At 48.7% G+C, this 21,148-nt stretch carries 18 protein-coding genes, 1 pseudogene and 1 riboswitch; of the genes and pseudogenes, 12 read left to right on the top strand and 7 right to left on the bottom strand.

The features are described 5' to 3' along the window. Positions 1 to 10 precede the first annotated feature (10 nt). From WH37_RS13250 to WH37_RS37385, 3 genes and pseudogenes are all read left to right on the top strand, one after another. Complete coding sequence (locus WH37_RS13250; protein WP_046231042.1) at positions 11 to 1,810, top strand: sensor histidine kinase; 1,800 nt, start codon at positions 11 to 13, stop codon at positions 1,808 to 1,810. Further along, positions 1,810 to 3,492 (top strand): thiamine pyrophosphate-binding protein, encoded by a 1,683-nt coding sequence (locus WH37_RS13245; RefSeq protein WP_046231041.1) that lies wholly within the window; start codon positions 1,810 to 1,812, stop codon positions 3,490 to 3,492. Before WH37_RS13250 ends, WH37_RS13245 begins: the two co-directional genes overlap by 1 nt. A gap of 132 nt (positions 3,493 to 3,624) precedes the next feature. Further along, positions 3,625 to 3,723 (top strand): annotated as a pseudogene (locus WH37_RS37385) (MBL fold metallo-hydrolase); the annotation flags it as partial. A gap of 156 nt (positions 3,724 to 3,879) precedes the next feature. Here the strand turns inward: WH37_RS37385 and WH37_RS36420 are convergent. After that, on the bottom strand, positions 3,880 to 4,242 hold the full coding sequence (locus WH37_RS36420; RefSeq protein WP_143088382.1) for a hypothetical protein: 363 nt from the start codon (positions 4,240 to 4,242) through the stop codon (positions 3,880 to 3,882). Positions 4,243 to 4,476: 234 nt separating this feature from the next. Here WH37_RS36420 and WH37_RS13240 point away from each other — a divergent pair, with 234 nt between their 5' ends. The 4 genes from WH37_RS13240 (at position 4,477) to WH37_RS13225 (ending at position 7,850) form a co-directional block, all read left to right on the top strand. Next, positions 4,477 to 5,451, top strand: a complete 975-nt coding sequence (locus tag WH37_RS13240; protein WP_046231040.1) for a ring-cleaving dioxygenase — start codon at positions 4,477 to 4,479, stop codon at positions 5,449 to 5,451. Between the two features lie 90 nt (positions 5,452 to 5,541). Next, positions 5,542 to 5,790, top strand: a complete 249-nt coding sequence (locus WH37_RS13235) for a hypothetical protein (RefSeq protein ID WP_046231039.1) — start codon at positions 5,542 to 5,544, stop codon at positions 5,788 to 5,790. A gap of 379 nt (positions 5,791 to 6,169) precedes the next feature. After that, entirely contained in the window at positions 6,170 to 7,285 is a 1,116-nt protein-coding gene (locus WH37_RS13230) for a rhamnogalacturonan acetylesterase (protein WP_231594232.1), read from the top strand. Positions 7,286 to 7,391: 106 nt separating this feature from the next. Next, entirely contained in the window at positions 7,392 to 7,850 is a 459-nt protein-coding gene (locus WH37_RS13225; protein ID WP_046231038.1) for a GNAT family N-acetyltransferase, read from the top strand. 142 nt (positions 7,851 to 7,992) lie between these two features. Here WH37_RS13225 and WH37_RS13220 read toward each other — a convergent pair whose 3' ends face one another. Next, complete coding sequence (locus WH37_RS13220) at positions 7,993 to 8,949, bottom strand: DMT family transporter (RefSeq protein ID WP_046231037.1); 957 nt, start codon at positions 8,947 to 8,949, stop codon at positions 7,993 to 7,995. Between the two features lie 183 nt (positions 8,950 to 9,132). Between WH37_RS13220 and WH37_RS13215 the strand changes: the two genes are divergently transcribed. Continuing rightward, complete coding sequence (locus WH37_RS13215) at positions 9,133 to 10,491, top strand: aminotransferase-like domain-containing protein (RefSeq protein WP_046231036.1); 1,359 nt, start codon at positions 9,133 to 9,135, stop codon at positions 10,489 to 10,491. A gap of 21 nt (positions 10,492 to 10,512) precedes the next feature. Here the strand turns inward: WH37_RS13215 and WH37_RS13210 are convergent, their stop codons facing one another. The 5 genes from WH37_RS13210 to WH37_RS13190 all read right to left on the bottom strand — a co-directional run bounded on the left by WH37_RS13210 (position 10,513) and on the right by WH37_RS13190 (position 16,737). Continuing rightward, positions 10,513 to 11,295 (bottom strand): N-acyl homoserine lactonase family protein, encoded by a 783-nt coding sequence (locus WH37_RS13210; RefSeq protein WP_046231035.1) that lies wholly within the window; start codon positions 11,293 to 11,295, stop codon positions 10,513 to 10,515. Between the two features lie 24 nt (positions 11,296 to 11,319). Next, positions 11,320 to 12,132: an ABC transporter ATP-binding protein gene (locus WH37_RS13205; RefSeq protein WP_082110779.1), complete on the bottom strand. Its 813-nt coding sequence runs from the start codon at positions 12,130 to 12,132 to the stop codon at positions 11,320 to 11,322. Position 12,133: 1 nt separating this feature from the next. After that, positions 12,134 to 12,934: an ABC transporter permease gene (locus tag WH37_RS13200; RefSeq protein WP_046231034.1), complete on the bottom strand. Its 801-nt coding sequence runs from the start codon at positions 12,932 to 12,934 to the stop codon at positions 12,134 to 12,136. Positions 12,935 to 13,023: 89 nt separating this feature from the next. Continuing rightward, positions 13,024 to 14,064: an ABC transporter substrate-binding protein gene (locus tag WH37_RS13195; RefSeq protein WP_046231033.1), complete on the bottom strand. Its 1,041-nt coding sequence runs from the start codon at positions 14,062 to 14,064 to the stop codon at positions 13,024 to 13,026. A 114-nt stretch (positions 14,065 to 14,178) separates the two neighbouring features. Next, positions 14,179 to 14,282, bottom strand: a riboswitch (guanidine-I (ykkC/yxkD leader). A 226-nt stretch (positions 14,283 to 14,508) separates the two neighbouring features. Further along, complete coding sequence (locus WH37_RS13190) at positions 14,509 to 16,737, bottom strand: heavy metal translocating P-type ATPase (protein WP_046231032.1); 2,229 nt, start codon at positions 16,735 to 16,737, stop codon at positions 14,509 to 14,511. 197 nt (positions 16,738 to 16,934) lie between these two features. On the opposite strand from WH37_RS13190, the gene WH37_RS13185 reads away from it, so the two are divergent. From WH37_RS13185 to thrS, 4 genes are all read left to right on the top strand, one after another. Further along, entirely contained in the window at positions 16,935 to 17,282 is a 348-nt protein-coding gene (locus WH37_RS13185) for a hypothetical protein (RefSeq protein WP_046231031.1), read from the top strand. 261 nt (positions 17,283 to 17,543) lie between these two features. Then, complete coding sequence (locus tag WH37_RS13180; RefSeq protein WP_046231030.1) at positions 17,544 to 18,752, top strand: MFS transporter; 1,209 nt, start codon at positions 17,544 to 17,546, stop codon at positions 18,750 to 18,752. Positions 18,753 to 18,815: 63 nt separating this feature from the next. After that, the gene (locus WH37_RS13175; RefSeq protein ID WP_046231029.1) at positions 18,816 to 19,025 is read left to right on the top strand and encodes a hypothetical protein; all 210 of its coding nucleotides are present in this window, start codon (positions 18,816 to 18,818) and stop codon (positions 19,023 to 19,025) included. A 100-nt stretch (positions 19,026 to 19,125) separates the two neighbouring features. Then, positions 19,126 to 21,084 (top strand): threonine--tRNA ligase, encoded by a 1,959-nt coding sequence (gene thrS / locus WH37_RS13170; RefSeq protein WP_046231028.1) that lies wholly within the window; start codon positions 19,126 to 19,128, stop codon positions 21,082 to 21,084. The last annotated feature ends 64 nt before the right edge of the window (positions 21,085 to 21,148 follow it).

Genomic DNA, 21,148 nt, shown 5'->3' with positions numbered 1-21,148 from the left:
ATGTGAAGTGATGGAATTAAAGAGCTTCAAGAAGCTTTTTCATATGACCAAAATTATTAACTCGCAATATGAGCAATCCGAGATTTTACAAGTGTTCGTTGATGCAATAGCAAGTGAAATTACCCAGGCCGACCTTGTTGGCTTTTTTCTCAAGCAGCCGGATGGAACCTATAAGGGCTACAAAGGCAATAAAATGCCTGTCGATATCACAGAGCTAATCATTGATCCATCGAAAGATGCTTTCGTTCACAATATTATGGAAAATCGAACGATTGGCTATATCCCCGATACGAGCAAAGACAATCGCATTGACGATACGAAAAAAAATCTGCTGAGCATCAAGTCGATTCTCGGGATTCCGGTTATTGTCGATGATAAAATATTCGGCCTTGTGTTCGTTCATGACTTTGGCAAGCCAATGAATTTAACGCAGGAGCAAATGGACGTAACGGAAGCGTTCGTCAATATGGCGAGCGTGGCGATCCGTAATTTGCAAATGTTAGAGCAGTCGCAGGAGCTGCTGGAGAAGCAGCAATTGCTGCTTGATGCCACGAAGTCGCTGTCCAAGTCGCTTTCCGTGCGTGAAGTTTTGAAAACCTGTTTTTATTATATGCAGCGTGCCAGCGGCTCGGATGATATTGGCATTCATCTGTTCAACGAGAAGGATAGGACGGTCGAGCCTTTCCATCTCTCTTCTCTGAATGTCAAGGAGGAGGACTGGCGTGGGAAGCATCGTGATGTTATTAAGCTGAGCATCGACAATGACAAGCTGTTTTACGAAGTCATTATGCAAAAGAAGGCGATTTTCATTCCGGATGTTTATGCGGACGAGCGCCCTAATCATAAAGCATGTGAAATGTTCGGAATTAAAAGCTTGCTCGCCATACCGCTGGTTGCCAAGGGCAGCGTATTCGGTATTATAGCTATTCCGTCGATTAATAAACCTACAGAGTACGAGGAAGGCAAAATAGAATTTTGCCATTCCATTGCCGACGTAACAGCAACGGCCTTGTCTAATGCCCTGCATACTGAGCATTTGGATCAGGCAGTCAGCGAGCGCTCAATGGAGCTGCAGCAGGCCAACTTCAAGCTGGAAGGGCTTGTCAAGGAGCTGGAATATTTAAACGAGCTGAAAAATGATTTCATTGCAACGCTGTCGCATGAACTGAGAACGCCAATCACGGCAATCAAGGGAACCGTCGATATTTTGGGCAAAGGGCTGCTTGGCCAATTAAATGATGCGCAGCATGATTTGCTCGATACGGCAGGCAGATCCATTGAGCGCTTATTGAACCAGGTAAACGAGCTGCTTGATTTTGCCAAGATGGAAAATGGGAAATTTGAGCTCTGCTACAAGGTTGTCGATTTCAACGATCTCATTCATGAGGCTGCACGTATCGTTCAGTCGCTGGTCAACAAGAAGAAAATCCACTTGGAAGTGGAAATCGAAGAGACGGCAGATATGATTATTCAGGCTGATCGGGAACGGATTTTGCAAATATTGCTGAATTTGCTGTCCAATTCGGTGAAATTCACGCCGCAGCAAGGGCAAATTACGATTCGTGCTTCTTCTGACGATGATTATTTAAAACTGGAAGTATGCGACAATGGCATCGGCATACCGCTAGAGAAGCAAAAGAACATTTTCACGAAATTTTATCAGGTTAACAATCAAATTAATGGTACGGGGCTTGGGCTTGCCATCTCCAAGCAGCTAATTGAGCTGCATGGCGGTCAAATCTGGTTTGAAAGCAATGAGGGAGCGGGCTCCGTATTTACGTTTATGCTGCCAAAAAGGGGGCGGAAATAATGCGTGCTATCGAAGCGGGTCTGCGCTTTTTGATCAAGCAGGGGGTTAAATATATCTTCGGCATTCCTGCGGGTTCGATTAATGCCCTTTACGATTGTTTATATGATTTGCCAGAGCTGCAGGCGGTAGTCGCCAAGCATGAGACAAGCTCTGGCTATATGGCCGCGGCTTATACACGCATCACTGGCATTCCGTCGGTTTGCGTAGGCTCCAGCGGCCCGGGCGCTACTAATTTGGTGACGCCAGCCGCTAACGCCTGGAAAGAGAAGCTGCCAGTCATCTTCATCTCCGGCTCGGTACCATCGTCGAAACTTGGCAAAGGAGGCGCACAGGAGCTTAGAGCTGATCCGATTTTTGCGCCTGTCACGAAGCTCAGCCGAATGGTAATGAATGCTGAGGAGCTGCCGGCAGCTATTGCCGAGGCGTATTGGACGGCGATTAGCGGGGTGCCAGGACCGGTGCACCTATCGATACCTATCGACCTGCAAATGACCGACATAGGCGAAATGGAGCTGCCTGAGCTTCCGTTGATACAAGAGCAGATGGCTCTGGTAGATAAAACGCTCATGGAAGCGACATTGGGAGCGGTGCTGCAAGCTGGCGAGCGAGGGGCCATTTTGCTCGGACATGGAGCGAAAAGCGCTCAGGCTGACGTTCTCGCATTTGCGGAGCGGACAGGCTGGATGGTCGCAACGACGCCGCGTGGAAAGGGCGCTTTCCCTGAAGATCATCCGCAATCGCTTGGCGTCTATGGACTGTCCGGCAATGATAAAGCGATTGAATTTCTAAACAGCGATGGGCATAAGCTTATTATGGTGCTGGGCTCAAGCCTTGGTGAACTGGCAACCTGCAATTGGGAAGCGAGACTGACGGCAGGCAAGCAATTCGTTCATATCGATTATGATGAGCGGGAGCTTGGGCGCTGCTACGAGGCGGACTTTGCCCTGCACGGTGAAATTGCGCCTGTACTGCGCCAGCTGAGCGCGGGGCTTGCGCAGGCAGGAAGCGGCTTGACCGCAGAGCGAAAAATGCTGCTGGAGCAGCTGCATCTTGCCCGCTTAGAGGCGGCGGCTGATGCTTCGGCGATGGAGACGTGGAATACACGTACAGCGATCCGTCTGCTTGGGGCAAATGCGCCGGATCAGACTCGCTTTTATATTGATATAGGCGAATTTATGACGTATTCGATTCAAAATTTGCTCATTCGTGAGCAGCAGCAATTCGATATTAATATTAATTTTGGCGGTATGGGCTCGGGCATAGCGGGCTCGCTGGGTGCGAAGCTCGCGGAACCGGAGCGCCCCGTGATGTGCATAACAGGTGACGGCTGCTTTTTCATGCATGGACTTGAGGTAATGACGGCTAAGGAATACGGTTTGCCGATCGTTTTCGTTGTCATTAACAACGCCCGTCTGGGCATGGTATATCACGGACATATGCTGCAATACGAGCGCTGTCTCAGCGATTTCTCGCAGCAGCGCGTCAGCATTGCAGCGGTCGCACAGTCGCTTGGCATCCGCCATGTGCAAGTTGAATCCGCTGAGCAGCTTCAAGCTAAGCACGTTCAGCAGTGGTTTGCAGAAGGCCAAAGTGGACCCATCGTTGTAGAAGTTGTTGTGGATGGCAATGAAATTCCGCCAATGGGCGAACGAGTGAAGTTTTTGCAAGGAGCGACGTATTAACGCCCCAACAGGGAGCCGGCCAATAGGATAATAAAAAACGCTAAGCCATCGGATGATCTGGGCTTAGCGTTTTTATTTTGTGCTAATACAGTTCGTAAGTTTAAACTAATTAACAGAAGTGCTGAAAATGACCTTCCAGTCTCTGCCTATTTAATCGAGCATCCAAAGGGGCTTGTCTTGATCGATACCGGCTGGCATACTGAAAACGAAATGGACGGTTTGTACTCCTTGCCAACGATACTGGCTATGCATTATGCATTATGCATAAAAGTCTTGGGAGGAAATGATTCTCCCGGGTTTGGTCGTTAGCAAACAGCAAGCTTTTGAGTAACTGCAATGGGTAAAGAGCATGAGCTTAAAGCCTAACTGTGCAGAGGCTATAACCAATCATGACCCTAATATTAAGCCGCATACCATTGAGCTATGATGAGACGGGGAGTGAGCAGCTTTTATCCATGAACCATCTAAACCAATTTCTTCAGTCGAAGCTGTGCTTTGCTGCGACATGGCGGCTACACTTGCGATGACTTCAGAAATTTTGCCGGCGTCGATGGATTGTTGAATCCGCTCGAACGAATCCCGCGTCTCATTAACCGCTGTTATTCGCTGCTGGCAGGGGCATATTGGGCAAAGCCGCCGCATACATATAAAGTGGGAGCGAAGTTTCAAGCCACTTGAAGAGGAGAAGCCGGAACGAAGGAGCATTTTGAACAGCAATGGAGGTATGAAAATGAGCGCTGAGCTACTCATTCAATTACTCGTGCTTATCATCATGATCATCGGACTGGCGAACAAATCGGGAAACTCCTGAAAGCAAAACGTTTAAGGAGGACGGAAAGCCGGAGCATGCGAACGTGCAGCTCCGGCTTTTTGGCGTGTTTGTTAGCAAGCTGGCAAGGACAGCGGGGAAGGCTTGCTTTTCGAATGGAAAGGTTATATACTTACAATTATAAAGTTACAATATAACTCGAAAGGGTGTTTATGATGAACGTAAAAGGAATCCACCACTTATCTGCCATGACCGGCAGCGTATCATTAAACTATAATTTCTACACACAAGTGCTTGGCATGAGACTTATTAAAAAAACAGTAAATCAGGACGACACCTCGGCTTATCATCTTTTCTATGGCGATGAAAGAGGCAACCCGGGCACAGAATTGACGTTCTTTGATTTTCCCGGCATTGGCAGCAACCGCCCTGGCGTTAGCAGTATCTCCGGTACGTCGCTGCGTGTGGCGAGCGATAAAGCGCTGGAATATTGGCTCCAGCGTTTTGACGAGTATGAGGTTAAGCATTCGGAAATCGCATCGTTTGCCGGACGTAACGTCATCTTTTTTGAAGATCCGGAAGGACAGCAGCTTTCCCTTGTCTCGGATGAGACGAACAGCGGTGTTGCAGCCGGAACCCCTTGGGATCGAAGCCCTGTGCCGGTCGAATACGGGATTAGAGGGCTAGGTCCTGTAAAACTGACAGTACGCAAGCCTGATTCTACAGTTGCCGCTCTCAAGCTGCTGGGCTTTGCCGAAACAGGCCGCGTTCCTGCTCTGGTCGAAGGACAGGACGATATTATCATTATGCAGGCTCATGAGGGGGGCTCTGGCTCTGAGGTACAGGTAGAGCCGCGCAGCGATTTATCTGTAGCAGGTCTTGGCAAAGGCGGCGTTCACCATGTTGCTTTCCGTGTGGAAGATAAGGAAGAGCTTTTGGCATGGATTGAAGTGCTGAATAAGGCGGGCTTGCCAAATTCCGGTTTCGTGGAGCGTTACTACTTCCGTTCGTTATATTTCCGCGAGCCGAATGGCATTTTGTTTGAATTGGCAACAGACGGTCCAGGCTTCGTAACCGACGAGCCTTTCGAGACGCTTGGCGAATCGCTTGCGCTTCCTCCATTTCTGGAACCGCGCCGCGAAGCAATCGAAGCCCGGCTAAAACCGATTGATACGACGCTTAAGGCATAAGACCTAACGAAATAAGGCTTGCTGAGTTGTCATTGTTCTCCAAATTCTTTTATACTAAATGTATATAACCAATGGAATGGGGGAACGGCATTGAAGCTGATGGAAAATGCCATATTGATCATTGACGAGGGAGGTGTTTCCGGCCTTTATTGTTATCGCGACCGTGACGGCATAGATTTCATTGATGGCTTTAAATTTGAATTGAAGCTTCAGGACATTGCCGTTAAGTCAGGAAGCATTGCCTCTGTGCAATTTCCCGAAGAAATGTACGATGAACCCGAAGAGATCAAGCAGGCTGTGTATACGGCAATTAAGGAACTGGAGCAAGGAATGGAGTAAATACTTGGCTAGAACATCATGAACACGAAACCAATTTACTGGTTTGTGTGGAGCATTCGGGAGCTTTTCCGGATGCTCCATTTTATTTTGCGCTTATAATAGAGGATGATTTAAGCCAGGGACAGGTTAGAGGGGTGCTCCGAAAAAGGGGACAGGAAGCTCGCACTAGCGGGCTTTTTGTCGTATGAAGGAAAGGAAATATTATATATTTTGTAATCATGTAGAAAATGAAGGATATTTATGGTAAAGTTCCTTTATGGACCATTTTGATAGCGCTTCCATTTTGTCGCGTCTGTATGGGACAACCCATTATAAAGGAGGAAATGTAGTGACAAATAACCGATGGTCAAAGGCTTTTTTAGTTTGCTTGGCTTTTACTTTGCTGCTTGGTGGGATAAGCTTGTGGCAAGGGGAGAAGGTTAGCGCAGCGGACAATTATAAATTTGATTTTGGCAATGGTGGTGTGACCTCCGGCTACATTGGCGTCTCCGCTACGCTCGGCTATTCGGCTTCGACGGGCTACGGCTTCAATTCACCAGCCAATATGCAAAATGTAACCGCTTCCGGAACGGGTGTAGGCAGTGATGCGGTACGCTTCCTGACATTCGGTACGAACAGCACAAATACGTTTAATGTAAATTTGTCGAACGGCCTGTATGAAGTGAAGGTTATGCTCGGCAATACGTCAAGAGCGAGCGTGGCCGCAGAAGGCGTTTACCAAATTATGAATATGACAGGCAATAATGCAACGGACTCTTTTCAAATTCCAATTACCGATGGGCAGCTTAATATTCTGGTAACAGAAGGCAAGGTGGGCACCGTCTTTACGCTCAGCTCGCTGGAAATTACGAAAATTTCGAACAATCCGGCAACGAACCGCACGATTTATATTGGCGGCGACTCCACGGTAGCGAACTATTATCCACTGGCAAGCAGCGTACAGGGCGGATGGGGACAAATGCTGGAGCAATATGTAGATGCCAGCACGTTCCAAGTACGAAATATGGCGACAGGTGGACAGTTCGCAAGAGGGTTCCGGGATGATGGACAGCTGGAAGCGATTTTGAAATATATTAAACCGGGCGATTATTTCATTCTCCAATTCGGTATTAACGATACTAATGCGAAAAATGAAACGACCGAAGCGCAGTTCAAGGAAATTATGCGTGATATGGTCACCCAGGTCAAGGCGAAGGGAGCGACCGTTGTCCTTTCCACGCCGCAAGGCCGTGCAACTGATTTTAATGCGAGCAATGTCCACACCTCAACGGGCAGATGGTACAGAGCAGCGACAATGGCGCTGGCTGCCGAGGAAAATGTGACGCTCGTTGATCTCAATGTGCTAAGCTCAGCGTATTTCACCTCCATTGGCCCTGCAGCAACTTTGAACCTGTACATGACAGGCGATTCGCTGCATCCAAACTATGCGGGTGCCCAGAAGCTCGCTGAACTTGTGAAAAACAATCTAAGCAGCCAAGGCTTGAGCGGATTTTAAGGAAATAGCCGGTGTGTCAGCGAGAACTTCGCTGCATGCCGGCTATTTTTCATCTATTTTCTCCTGCAAGGAGGTTTGGTATACTACTCGAACAGGAGGGTGAGAAATGGAAAATACTTATGTTACTGAGCAAGCAGGGATAGAGCAGTTGGATGAAACGTCCACGCTATTTCATTTGTACCGTATGTTTTATGGACAAGCCCCGGATGTGCAGGGAGCACGTCGCTTTTTGTTCGAGCGCTTTGAGCAGCGGGACTCGGTCATCTTTTTAGCCAAACATTCCGAGAGCGGCGAGGCGGCTGGCTTTACCCAACTGTATCCTGTATACTCCTCGATTTCGATGAAGCGTTCCTATATATTAAACGATCTGTACGTCTTGGAATCCCATAGAAAGCAAGGCGTAGCCCAATTGCTGCTGGACCAGGCGAAAAGCTATGCCAGCCTGCTGCAAGCGAAAGGAATTGAGCTGTCTACCGCTGTCACGAATGTACAGGCTCAGCGGTTGTATGAACGCAATGGCTATTTACAAGATGCAGAGTATGCGCATTATTATTTAATGCTATAAAATAATTAGTTAATGCCATAAATCATTTACACAGATTCGCCAAGCGGTTTCTCTGTGCCTCGTTTAGACACAGGCACAGCCGCCCCGGCGGATTTTTTTAAATATAAGCATTTATAAGTTTCACACTTATAATCGGCTTATATTACACCCTCGAAACGGTAGCTTCACCGCCAGAGGACGGCGACAGCCGTTTACGCTTGCTGCCCAGCAGATTGGTGCCGACAACCCCCGCAATAATAAATAGGGAACCAATGACATGATACACAGTCAGCTCTTCACCAAGGAAAAGTGCACCGCCCGCCATAGATACGATCGTCGATAAGTTGGTAAATACGCTCATTTTCGACGCTTCGATCTGCCCCAAAATGTAATTGGACGTCAGCGATGTGATGAGCGAGGAGATAACTCCCAAATAGAAGATGGATAGCAGGAAGGACCCGCTGCTCAGCGGTGTAAGGAAGCTGCCCATCGTCCCCGCAGCCGTGTGCTGCACCAGTGATATCGTGAGAAACACTACAAAACCGATCCCGAGCATCAAATACGTAATTTCTGCCGGGCTAAAATGCTTGGAAAGCGAGCGTGCCAGCACGCTATAGCCGGCAAAAGCGAAGCAGGTCAGAAACAGCAGGGAAATGCCTAGCATATTGGATAAATCGATGCTGCTGCCCTTCATCAAGAAAATGAACACAACGCCAAATACCGAGAGGAAAATCGATAGCTTTTGCAGTAGGGTCGTCGTTTCTTTCAGAAAAATGGACGCGATAATCATCGTCACAACGGGCGTAAATGCATATAAAATGCCGCCTTCAGCGGAGCTTGCATGCAGCAGGCCAAAAGCTTGAAGGGTGAAAAAGCCGAGCGGATACATCGCTGCAAGCAGAAACGCTTTAAATATGGGCTTGCCGCGATAATTCAGCTTAATCATGCCTAGTGCTACCGGAATCGTCATAATGATGAACGAAAAAGCAAACCGGAACGTGAGCGTATCTAGCGGCTGGGCGCTTCCGAGCGACAGCTTGGCGAATAAAAAGGAGAAGCCGATAATGACGGCATTTAATACAGCGAATAAATAGGCGAGCTTTATACTTTTTTGTTTCATAGGGAAAACTTCCTTCCTTAGGTTAAGCGAGGTCGTGTTCGCGAACGTCTCATCTGTTAAATTAAAGATAAAGCATTTGGCAGTGCCGCACGATAGCTGTTTTCGCAAACTGTATCAATACAGTCGGACAATATACGGTATAATAACGGGAGAGTGAAGGCAGCAAGAGCAGGGAGGGGCAATATGAAAAAGTATTTTGCGATTTTGTCCGACATGGAAGAGAAAATTCGCGATGGGCACTATCGTCCAGGCAGCAAGCTGGTGTCTGTCCGCAAAGCTGCGGAGCTGTACGGCTGCAGCACAAATACGATTACCCGTGCGTATGCGGAGCTGGAGAAGCGCCATGCGATCTATTCTATACCGCAGAGCGGCTATTATGTAGTGGACAAGGAGGGCAGCGGAAGCGGGCAGAGTGAAGATGGCGTTCAAAGGGAGGGCATTGATTTTTCATCGGCATCGCCTGATTTGTTTGTGTTTCCGTATTTGGACTTTCAGCATTGCTTGAATAAAGCCATTGATACGTATAAATATCATCTGTTTACGTATGGCGATCCTCAAGGAATGGCTGAGCTTCGCGAAACGCTCGTGCGCCATTTGGCCAATGACCAGGTGTTTGCGAAAACCGAGCGGATTTTCGTGACGTCAGGCGCCCAGCAGGCGCTGGAAATATTAGCGAAAATGCCGTTCCCGAATGGCAAGCGCACCATTCTCGTTGAACAGCCAACGTACAATCTTTATTTGCGGCTTCTGGAAATCGAGCAGCTGCCGACAGCTGTCATTGCCCGCACCGCAGCAGGAATCAGCTTACAGGAGCTGGAGCGGCTATTTCGGAACGGGGATATTAAATTTTTTTACACCATGTCGCGTTATCACAATCCGCTGGGCACCTCCTACACAACCGAGGAACGGAAGGCAATAGCTGCTTTGGCGAAAAAATATGATGTCTACATTGTCGAAGATGACTATATGGCAGATTTGGGGGTGGAACGGGGGTTTGATCCGATTTATGCCTACGATTTGACGCAGCATGTCGTTTATTTGAAAAGCTTCTCGAAAATTATTTTTCCAGGCTTGCGCCTTGGTGCTGCTGTATTGCCGGAACAGCTCATTGAAACGTTTTACCGCCATAAAAAATACGGCGATACGTCATTCCTCTCGCAAGCGGCTCTGGACATTTATATTAAAAATGGCATGTATGAACGCCATAAGCGCGCCATAAGCAGCCTCTATACCTCTCGTATGCTGGCGCTGAACGAAGCGCTAAAACGGCATAACGGAGCTGGGCTTATTCAAGCTTCGGGTGTGAGCTCGGGCATTTACACCCAGTATAGACTGCCTATTACCGTCAATATGGAGCAGTTAATGAGTCGGCTATCGGCAAAACATATTCGGACTGTCGACGGGAAAGGCTTTTATTTGCCGGGTTATCTGGAGCGGGAGAAGTTTTTGCGAATCAGCATCTCCCGGGCAAGCGAGGGGCAAATCGATGAGGGCATTGCGGCCATTGTGGAGGAAGTAAAGCGGGCCAACCATTTTTATTAAAGGCGGGTGAACTATGTTCCTCTATTCATAATAGAGCGGGGCAAGCTTAACACCTTGAATAAAGACTGGATCATGAAAGGGAAAAAGCATGCTCCCAGGCTGTTTCGCGAGCTCATTCAGCCTGCGGATGGAGGCAAGCGCGGCCTCGTCGCCACCGCTTGCCGAGCCAGGCAGCTGTTCCTGCTCAAAGTTTTCGAGGAAATCGCCAGCATCGAAGGTGAGCACGAGTTGTGTCCCGCTTGGGAGTGTTACGACAGCGGATTGATGGCCCGGCGTATGCCCGGGCGTCGAAACCATTTGCAGGCCGGGCACCAGCTCAGCATCGCCATCAAGAAGCTGCCAATCGATATCTGGAAAGTCATAATCCTCTGTAATATTGCCCAAAAAGGGAGGCGTCTCCGTGGCGAAAATATATTCTGCACGTTGGACATATACTTTGGCATGCCGGAAAAGCTTCAGATAACCGGTATGATCAGCTTCCATATGGGAAAGAAAAACACGGGTAATATCTGCTGGCTGGACACCAATCACGCTCAACTGGTCAAGGAGCGAGTGGGCGGGGCTGACGATAGGAAGGACGCTCCAGCCGCGGCTCGTATAAAACTGCTTCGCCAACTCCGGATCACGGAGCCGCGATTCATCTAAACCTGTATCCATTAAAATCCATCCTGTATCCGTTTCAACCAAATAACAGCATATCGGCTCGGCAATCATGATGCGGCTATCGCTGCCTCGCAGCGACAATGACTTGGGCACCGTCTCATATCCAACTAGCAATACATAAAAGCGTTTAATTGATGTCATAAACGATCCTCCTTTTTTCATCGGTCAGGCATGAAGCAAATCTACAATTTCCCGTTTTAATTGGATGAAGGGCTCCGAATCTCTGAGCTCTTTATTTTGGCGCATAGCGGCTGGAATTTCAATTTCGCGTACGATGCGCCCAGGACGGCTTTTCATTACGTATAAGCGCTCCGATAGGAAAATGGCCTCATCAATATCATGCGTAATAAACAAAATGGTGGCGTGCTCATGCTTTTGAATGTTCATGAGCAGCTCCTGCATATCGCTGCGCGTCTGGGCGTCCAAAGCGGCGAAAGGCTCATCCATCAGCAGCATTTCCGGAGAATTGGCTAATGCTCTGGCGATAGCTACGCGCTGCTTCATTCCGCCGGACAGCTGCTTCGGATAAGCATCAGCGAATTTCGTCAAGCCGACCAGCTCCAAATATTTATCCGACACTTCAAGCCGCTGCAGCTTGGGGGTTCCTTTCAGCTCCAAGCCAAATTCAATATTGTCGCGTACTGAGAGCCAAGGAAACAACGTATAGGATTGGAAAACAACGCCGCGGTCTGCGCCGGGACCGGTTATACGCCTGCCCGCTATGGAGGCGCTGCCGGAGCTTGCTTCCTCAAGGCCCGCAAGCACCCGCAGCATCGTCGATTTGCCACAGCCGGACGGACCAACGAGCGTCACGAATTCATTTTCCAAAATATGTGCCGACACTTGATCCAGCGCAGTGAAGCTGCCGGATTTGGTTGTGTAAGTTTTGGACAGGCTGTCGACGATAATTTTGCTGGCTCTGGCAGCTGGCCTTTTAACTGCTGCATGCTGCTCCGTTTGTGAGGGGAAAGTATTCATCTTAGCGTCCTCCTTCTGCCCATGGAAATAGCTTTTTGTTCAGTAAAGCAAACAAGCGATCAATGATGAGGCCGAGCATGCCGATAACGAGTATGCCCATGAAAATCATATCAGTCTGCAAATAGCGCTGCGCTCTAATAATCATAAATCCTAGCCCCGAGCTGGCGGCAAACAGTTCAGCGGCGATGAGGTAAGACCATGCCCAGCCCATAATAAGGCGCATCGTATTCATAAGCTCCGGCAGCAGCGCAGGGAGGAGCACCTTGCGAAGCACCTGCAGCTTGCCCGCACCCAGCGTATAGGAGGCCTGCAGCAAATCATTGGATACTGCGCGGGCGTTATCGGCAACCATCAGCAGCATTTGAAAGAAGCAGCCTACGAAAATGACCATGATTTTTGCTGGCTCTCCAAGCCCAATCCAAACAATAATGAGTGGAATAAAGGCGGTAGCGGGCATATAACGAATGAATTCGGTAAGCGGTACAAGAACAGCTTCAGCAAATTTAAACGTGCCTGCTAAAATGCCGAGCGGAATAGCAAGCAGGCAGGTAAACAAATATCCCATCAGTACCCGGTAGGAGCTGATTCCGACGTAACCCCAGAAATCAGCGCTCAGTACGCTGTGCCAAAAGGTTTTGCCGACTGTGCCAGGCGATGGCAGAAAGGTCGGGTCGACCAGCTGAGAGTAGCTTAATAAACTCCACAAAACAAACACGGCGGCAAAGGTACCGACAACTGTGGCCAAATAAGCTTTACGGCTCATCTCCCCACGGATTTTAAAAAGGTTGGATAAGGTTTCCATCAACGTTGTTCCTCCTGTTTATGAGAACGGATAGCAGCTAGAGTAACCCGACGCATCCGTTCGCATCGATATTTTACATAGCTAGCTGTTTAGTTAAACAGGAAAGGATTAATGATGCCGCTTGTGTCGAGCGACTCGGTCAATATTTTTTGGGAGATAAAAAATTGAACGAATGCAGCCATTTGCTGCTCCCAAGCCGCCTTATCCTCTAATAGCATTTTTTTGGAATCCTCAAGCGTAGTTAAATCAAGCGTTGCAGCTGTACTTTTAACAGCTTCGAGGTCCATGCCTAGCTCATCGCCAACAAGCTGCTTGCCTTCGTCGCCGTTGTTGAACAAGGCGAGGCCTCCATCAAAGGCTTCCGCCATTTTTTTCAGCTCTTCAGGATACTGGTCAATCATGCTTTTCCTTGTGACGAGCGTATCGACAATTAGATCAGGTGCGTCGGCTGTGGAGTACAATAGATGACCGTTTTTTTCTACAGCCTGGGAAAGGTAAGGCTCCCATGTAACCGCTGCGTCGACTTGGCCAGACATGAAGGTTGAACCCGCAAGGTTGTTGTCCATATTCACGATGTTGACATCCGATTCTTGCAATCCAACCGTCTCCAGTGCGTGGAGCAGAAGAAAATGGGCGAGAGAGCCGATAGATACGGCTACGCTTTTACCTTTAAGCTCCGCTAAAGAGGTAACGGATTCATTGGCAATAATGCCGTCTGCACCTTTGGATTTGTCAACGACCGCAATAATTTGGATCGGGTCATCTGCCTTTTCTTTGGATTTCATCTGAACGACGCCATCGAGCGATTGTACGACTACATCTAGTTTGCCTGACATAAAAGCATCCTTCGTGCTGCCTTCCATTTTTACAAATTCGACGTTGACGCCCTTTTCCGCGAAAATGTTTTTAGCTTGTGCGATGATGGCACCTACAGAGCCAATCCAAGGACTATAGCCGAAACGAATCGTTTTGGAGCTGCCCTCGCTGTCGTTGCCCGCGATCTGTTCGCCGGATGGAGAAGAGGTAAGGGCTGGGGCTGGGCTGGTTGCATTACTGCTGCTGCATCCAGCAATAAAGAGCAAAACGGAGAGCAGGAGTGACAGTGTGGTAAACATGTGCTTTTTTGTCATAGGTGATTCCTCCAAGTGAAAGTTTTAGGCTTGCTTATCCAATCGTTCTAATAGGCTGAAGCACAGGCACCTCCCTAATAAAAATAAAAAACCCGGGAGATTATTTATTAAATAATCTCCCGGGTTTTTATCCCTCCGTGTCACTGGCGCATTAAGGTAGCGGCAGCGGTTTACTCTCGGACCTGACCCGAATTGGCGGAACCCTAGTAAACTGTAAAACCGTTATTCATTTAATGTAATGTATACTAACATTAAAAAGTTGATTCTGACAAGCTATTTTATAAAATATTAAATTATTTTAAGAGAAATAACTATTAAGTTAACGTTATATGTTATTTGTGAGTTATGTTCGGTGTTAGAAAAAAGAAAAGGCAGGGGATAGGGCATCACGCGCCCGTTCCTCTGCCTTTGTATGTCTTGCCAATCAACAACTTAATCTCGTCGCTATTTTATCGCCTTGCTCCTGTTTAAAGTCGGCCCATAAGCTTTGCGCAGTGGAATGAGAATAGTCAAGCTGACCAAGGTGACGAAAATGGTGGCGCCCATATCGGATAAAATCGCGATCCATAACGTGAGCCAGCCTGGTATGGTCAGCAGCAGCGCCAGCACCTTAAGCCCAAGTGAAACCGCAATATTAAAGCGGATTACCCGATTTACCTGCTTGGCAACAGAAATAGCCTCGGGCAGCTTGCCCAAATGATCCTGCATGAGCACAATGTCTGCCGTTTCAATGGCGCTGTCTGTGCCCTTGCCCATGGCAATGCCAAGCTGGGCAGACGCGAGGGCAGGGGCATCATTAATACCGTCACCGATCATAGCGACTTTGCCGCTTTCCGCAAGCTCTTTAATACGCGCTACTTTATCCTCGGGGAGCAGGCCCGCGTAGGAGGTAGAGACACCGACAGCTGAAGCTACCTTGTCGGCTGTTTTTTGGTGATCGCCAGTCAGCATGACGGTGCGTTTAATGCCCTGCTGATGAAGCGCAGCAATGACCGCCCGGCTTTCCTCGCGAATTTCATCAGCGATTCCGAACAGGCCGAGCACTTGATGGGCATCAGCAACAATAACGAGCGTGAGTCCAGACGCCTTCATCTGCTCGATATTGTCGCGCACCTGATCAGGAAAATTTAAATGCGCGATGCTTTTTTCATTGCCGAGCCAGTAGCGTTCCCCATCAATGACAGCTTCCATTCCACGGCCAGCTACATTTATCATTTCCTCTGGTTCTGGCAAGCTGACTCCACTTTCTTGTACAGCCTTCATAACCGCTTTAGCGAGCGGATGGGAGGAGGAACGTTCCATCGCGCCGGCCACCTTATAGAAAAGTGTCTCCACATAAACTTCCGTCTTGACGACATGCGGCTCGCCTTTGGTTAAGGTGCCTGTTTTATCAAAGGCAATCGTATCGATTTTTCCAAGCTGCTCCAAATATACGCCGCCTTTGATCAAAATGCCGTTGCGCGCATTGCGCGTAATGCCCGAAACGATGGCGATGGGCGAAGAAAGAATGAGGGCGCATGGGCAGCCAACAATAAGCACAGAAAGGCCTTGGTAAAGCCATTTCGTCCAATCCCCTTGAAGCAGCAGAGGAGGGAGCAGGGCAACAAGCAAAGCAATCGCCATAATAAGCGGTGTATAATATTTGGCGAATTTATTTATAAACAGCTCCGTTGGCGTCTTAGTTTCCTGAGCTTCTTCTACCAAATGCAAAATCTTCGCTAGCGAGGAATCCTCATAGGCTTTCTCAATTCGGATGATCAGTACGCCTTCGTTGTTGATGCTGCCGCCAAATACGCTATCCCCGGCCGCTTTGTCGACGGGAAGCGACTCGCCAGTAAGTGCAGCTTCGTTGACCGAGCTTTTCCCTTCCGTAACAGCACCGTCCGATGGGATTTTCTCGCCCGGCTTGACGCGGACGATGTCTTGCGCCTTCAGTGAGGTAATGGGAATAACCAATTCCTTGCCATCTATAAGCTTGGTCGCTTCCTTTGGCGCTACTTGCAGCAGCGTCTCCATTGAACGTCGCGCCTTTTCCATGCCGTAGCCTTCCAGCCATTCATTGACGCCGAACAACACGGCGACGAGCGTCGCTTCCTTCCATTCGCCGATGGCGATGGCGCCAACAAGCGCAATTGTCATTAGTGTATCAATATTGAATTTTAGCTTGAACAAATTGCGTAGTCCGCGCCAAAATGTCGTATAACCGCTAATAGCAATGGCTGCCAAGTATATAGCGATTAACAGTGGAGCACTTAGCGTCTGCTCCAGCAGCAGCGCTCCGCCATAGAGCACGCCGGAAGCAAGCAGCAGCTTCAGCATACGGGAGTTTCCGCCTTCATGGCTATGATCATGTCCATGGTCGTCATGCGAATGGGCATCATGCCCGTGGCAATGCCCATCCTGGCATGTGTGGTCATGAGCCGAAGTGGCGTGAGGATCGGCGCTATGGGCCAAGCCTTTAACGGCAGTGGGAGCAGAAAGCTTTTCTAAATAAGCGCCCTCTGACTTCAAGATTTGTTCGACCTTCTGCATCGAAATTTGCTCATTGACCAGCAGCTTGCCCGAATTATAGCTGAGCTTGGCATCTTCGCCAAACGTCAATTTTTGAATTTCCGTTTCCATCGTATGAGCGCAATGGCCGCAGGTCAGACCTTTTACACGATACTCAACCATGATTCAGCCCTCTTTCCAAGCAATGTATGAATAAGTGCTCATATATAAATAATATGCCTCGATGACAGCATCTGTCAAACCTATCTTTGCCAATTAGCTCCGGAAACATGAGGCAAGACTTTATAAAAGCAGATTATGCGAGACATGGAGCAGCGTGTCTAATGCATATAAATAGGGAGTAGAAGGAGCGTGATGAAGTGAACGAGAAGGTGAAGAAATATTACCAGCTCAAGCAGAAGCAGAAGGAAACGGAGCAGGAGCTGGCCAGCCTGCGAACGGAAATTTTAGCTTATTGTGCGGAGCAGGAAGCAGCTGAGCTGACTGTAGGCCGCTATAAAGTAAAAATTGTCGCACAGGAGAGGCGGGAATATGATGAGGCGAAGCTGCTTGCAGCACTTCCAGAGCCTGATGCCTGGCGCCTCGTATCCAAAGTAGATCCATCAAAGGTATCCAGTCTGCTGCAACTAAACATCATTAGCGAAACCAGTTTGCAGGACACATTTACAACGAAAAAAATCTCCTTATTGCAAGTTGATAAACTATAATCTCCATACGTAAAAGACGATTACGACAGTTGGACTGAGATTGTTTATTCTCAAGCGGCCAACGTTGTAATCGTTTTTTTTGAATTTCTTTTCATGAATCAATTACCATATATATCAAAATGTAAATGAAATGAGTGATAAAATAATAATCCGTTTAGCGGTATTTAGAATCCGTTTTAAGGTAGCCACCATTTTCGCAATGGATTACGCTTTAAGCAGAGCAGCACCAAAACAACAGCTGCGAAAGGAGAAGTGGTGAAAATGGTACGAATAAGACTTAGCATATTTTTTAGCGTTTTTGTTGCCATGGTTGGATTGATGATCATAGCTCCTGTCATGCCGCCGCTTATCCGCGAATTGGGACTGAGCGAAACGCATTCAGGCTTAATTATTTCCTTAGGCTCCATTGCCATGGCTGTGATGGCTCCGGTATGGGGACGAAGAAGCGATGCGTTGGGGCGGAAGCCCGTCATTTTAATCGGCTTTTTAGGCATGTTTGTCAGCTATATTCTGTTCACGGTCATCATGTATGCCGGACTGTCGAAAATGATTAACGGAACGCTGCTGGTTGTGCTGCTGATTGCTGCGCGTGCGATGGTCGGTCTATTTATTCCAGCCGTACCTTCGTCGGCCCAAGCCTACATGGCGGATGTGACTGATGAAAAGGGACGTTCGGCCGGCATGGCCTTAATCGGAGCAGCTAATGGGCTGGGACTTGTGTTAGGACCAGCGATTGCGGGTGTTTTTGTCCTAATTGGACTGCTGTGGCCGCTATATATCGGCGCTCTGCTGCCGCTCATTGCCTTTGTCGTCGTCCTCTTGTTAATTCCCGCTCATAAACCTGTCATTCGAGCGAAGCCGCCCAAAGTTAATCCATTCGCCAAAGGGCTTCGTCTCTATTTGTTCGCTGGGCTTGCAACGATGCTGAGCATCGTCACTTTGCAAGTCATTGGCGGTTTTTATTTTCAGGATCAGCTCGCTTTAACGACGCAGGAAACCGCCCGCATGGTATCGCTTGGCCTCATCTTTAGTGGAGTCGCGATGATTATTACCCAAGGGCTCCAGATGAAAAATACAAAATGGCAGCCAAAGCAGCTCATTCTTGCTGGCGCTTTGCTTTTGCTCGTCAGCATGGCTATTTTTCTATTTGCTATGAGCTTAATCGGTTTTTATACGGCCTTCTTTATATTCGGAATCGGTGCGGGATTGATGATGCCGGGCTTTATGGCGGGCGCTTCGCTTTCCGTTTCGCCAGAGCAGCAGGGAGGCGTTGCGGGTATGGTCGCATCGGTACAAGGAGTGTCCGCTGTGATCGCGCCTATTCTGAGCACGACCTTATATCAGGTGGATAAACATCTGCCTTTTGTTGCTGTAGCCGCGATTGTGCTGGTTATGGGGATTACACTGCTTTCCGCGAAAAATAAAGTGGGTGCAAGCCAGCCAAACTCCGAAAAACATTTTTCTGCTTGACTTTTTTAAACCGGCAGTCGTAATATAATACCTACATCTTCATAACAGGCATTGACCAAAGACATGATTCCAATTACGGACCGCCCAGAGAGAGAAGCGATTGCTGCAAGCTTCTTCGGATACCGGATATGGTTTTACCCCTTTGCAGCCGTGCTGCTGAACCCGCTCCCTTGTGCGACAGTAAGCTTCACCGCTTTATCCGCGATAACGGATACCAATAAGGGCCTTTTATCCAGAGTGCTGCAGCAAGGGCTGCGGCAAGCAGGCGATTAGGTCGAATAAGGGTGGAACCACGAGCTGAACGCACTCGTCCCTTTCCGGGATAGAGGCGTTTTTTTGCGTTCCTAAATAAGCAGAGGCGGAGGCTCAAGCGATGGAAAATCAGAGCGAATATCAAAATCACATTCAAATCAAGCTGCCGGATGGCGCAATCAGAAGGTACCCGGCTGGCACAACAATTGAACAACTGGCGGAATCGATCAGCCCAGGACTGCGAAAAAAGGCTGTCGCTGGCAAAATAAATGGGGAGGCCGTTGATTTAAGCCGTTCCATTGAGGCAGATAGCGACGTGGAAATTATTATTTTGGACAGTCCGGAGGGGCTGGAAATTTATCGCCACAGCACAGCGCATCTTTTGGCGCAGGCCTTGAAGCGGCTGTATGGCAAGCAAGAAATCCAGCTCGGAATTGGGCCTGTCATAGGCGACGGTTTTTATTACGATATCGCAATTGCAAGCCCGCTGCCGAATGAACAGCTCGCAGTCATTGAACAGGAGATGGCTCGGATTGCGGAGCAAAATCTGCCGATCGTCCGCCGTGTAGTCAGCCGAGAGGAAGCGCTGCAGCTATTTGCGCAGCTAGAGGAGCCGCTTAAAGTCGAGCTGATTCAAGCTTTGCCGGAAAATACCATTATTTCGCTTTATGAACAGGGCGAATTTATCGATTTATGCCGTGGCCCGCATTTGCCATCTACAGGCTGGATTAAGGCGTTCAAGCTGCTGCACACAGCGGGCGCCTACTGGCGTGGCGATTCCAATAACCAGGTGCTGCAGCGCATCTACGGCACAGCGTTTCCGAAAAATAAGCAGCTGGAGGAGCATCTCTACATGCTGGAGGAAGCGAAAAAGCGCGATCACCGCAAGCTGGGCAAGGAGCTGGGGTTATTCATGTTTTCAGAGGAGGCGCCCGGCATGCCGTTTTATTTGCCGGGTGGCATGATCATACGCAATGAGCTGGAAGAGCTGGAACGCGGAATTCATCGCGAACGGGCCTATGATGAGGTTCGTACGCCGCTGATGCTGAACAATCGGCTATGGGAGCAGTCCGGTCATTGGGAGCATTACAAAGACAATATGTATTTTACAAATGTCGATGATGCGGTGTTTGCCCTCAAACCGATGAATTGTCCGGGACATATGCTCATATTCAAAAACGAGCTGCGATCTTACAGGGATTTGCCGATCCGCCTTGCCGAGTATGGACAGGTGCACCGCCATGAATTTTCAGGGGCGCTTAATGGCATGATGCGGGTGCGGACGTTTTGTCAGGATGATGCGCATCTATTCGTCCGGCCCGATCAAATCGAGGAGGAAATCGCCAAAGTAATGGCGCTCATTGATCATATTTATTCGATCTTCGGCTTTACTTATCGTGTAGAGCTGTCCACAAGGCCGGCCGATTCCATGGGCTCTGCACAATTATGGGATCAAGCGGAGGGGGCGCTAAAAAATGTGCTGGTTCAGCAAAATGTCCCTTACATGCTCAATGAAGGGGATGGCGCATTTTATGGGCCGAAAATTGACTTCCATATTCGCGATGCGCTTGGCCGCAGCTGGCAATGCGGAACAATCCAGCTTGATTTTCAAATGCCTGAAAAGTTTGATTTGACTTATATCGGCGAGGATGGGGGGAAGCATCGTCCTGTCGTCATCCATCGCGCCGTATATGGCTCCATCGATCGGTTCATGGGCATATTGACAGAGCATTTCAGCGGCGCATTTCCGCTGTGGCTGGCTCCAGTTCAAGTGAAGCTGCTGCCTGTTTCAAGCGTACATTTGGATTATGCGATGCAAGTCAAGCAGCAGCTTCTGAAAGCAGGCATTCGTGTGCAAGTTGATGCTCGCAGCGAAAAGCTTGGCTACAAAATTCGGGAGGCGCAGCTGGCGAAGGTGCCCTATACACTCGTCATCGGGGACCAAGAGGTAAGCGAAGGGACTGTTTCTGTTCGCAGGCGCGGTATGAATGAGCAGAAGGGTATGCGGATCGAGCAGTTAGTGGAGCAGCTCTCTGGGCAAATTGCAGCTAAAGAGCTGAACGCTAACGAGAGCATATAGCGGACTTTTTCGACTGGCTTTCTAGAAAGCGAAAGGACGGCATACCGGCTTTATAAGCCCAAGG

It is taken from the genome of Paenibacillus algorifonticola (genome assembly GCF_000971975.1).
GTDB classification, from domain to species: Bacteria; Bacillota; Bacilli; order Paenibacillales; family Paenibacillaceae; genus Pristimantibacillus; species Pristimantibacillus algorifonticola.
Note: the sequence above shows the minus strand (reverse complement) of the source record. Positions and strands in the feature narration are given on the sequence as shown.

What these genes read in the sequence shown, in the direction of transcription:
- WH37_RS13175 (WP_046231029.1), top strand. Translation starts at nt 18,816, where the DNA reads ATGATTCCAATTACGGACCGCCCAGAGAGAGAAGCGATTGCTGCAAGC.
- thrS (WP_046231028.1), top strand. Translation starts at nt 19,126, where the DNA reads ATGGAAAATCAGAGCGAATATCAAAATCACATTCAAATCAAGCTGCCG.
- WH37_RS13245 (WP_046231041.1), top strand. Translation starts at nt 1,810, where the DNA reads ATGCGTGCTATCGAAGCGGGTCTGCGCTTTTTGATCAAGCAGGGGGTT.
- WH37_RS13210 (WP_046231035.1), bottom strand. Translation starts at nt 11,295, where the DNA reads ATGACATCAATTAAACGCTTTTATGTATTGCTAGTTGGATATGAGACG.
- WH37_RS13195 (WP_046231033.1), bottom strand. Translation starts at nt 14,064, where the DNA reads ATGACAAAAAAGCACATGTTTACCACACTGTCACTCCTGCTCTCCGTT.
- WH37_RS13200 (WP_046231034.1), bottom strand. Translation starts at nt 12,934, where the DNA reads ATGGAAACCTTATCCAACCTTTTTAAAATCCGTGGGGAGATGAGCCGT.
- WH37_RS13205 (WP_082110779.1), bottom strand. Translation starts at nt 12,132, where the DNA reads ATGAATACTTTCCCCTCACAAACGGAGCAGCATGCAGCAGTTAAAAGG.
- WH37_RS13250 (WP_046231042.1), top strand. Translation starts at nt 11, where the DNA reads ATGGAATTAAAGAGCTTCAAGAAGCTTTTTCATATGACCAAAATTATT.
- WH37_RS13240 (WP_046231040.1), top strand. Translation starts at nt 4,477, where the DNA reads ATGAACGTAAAAGGAATCCACCACTTATCTGCCATGACCGGCAGCGTA.
- WH37_RS36420 (WP_143088382.1), bottom strand. Translation starts at nt 4,242, where the DNA reads ATGAGTAGCTCAGCGCTCATTTTCATACCTCCATTGCTGTTCAAAATG.
- WH37_RS13220 (WP_046231037.1), bottom strand. Translation starts at nt 8,949, where the DNA reads ATGAAACAAAAAAGTATAAAGCTCGCCTATTTATTCGCTGTATTAAAT.
- WH37_RS13215 (WP_046231036.1), top strand. Translation starts at nt 9,133, where the DNA reads ATGAAAAAGTATTTTGCGATTTTGTCCGACATGGAAGAGAAAATTCGC.
- WH37_RS13180 (WP_046231030.1), top strand. Translation starts at nt 17,544, where the DNA reads ATGGTACGAATAAGACTTAGCATATTTTTTAGCGTTTTTGTTGCCATG.
- WH37_RS13190 (WP_046231032.1), bottom strand. Translation starts at nt 16,737, where the DNA reads ATGGTTGAGTATCGTGTAAAAGGTCTGACCTGCGGCCATTGCGCTCAT.
- WH37_RS13225 (WP_046231038.1), top strand. Translation starts at nt 7,392, where the DNA reads ATGGAAAATACTTATGTTACTGAGCAAGCAGGGATAGAGCAGTTGGAT.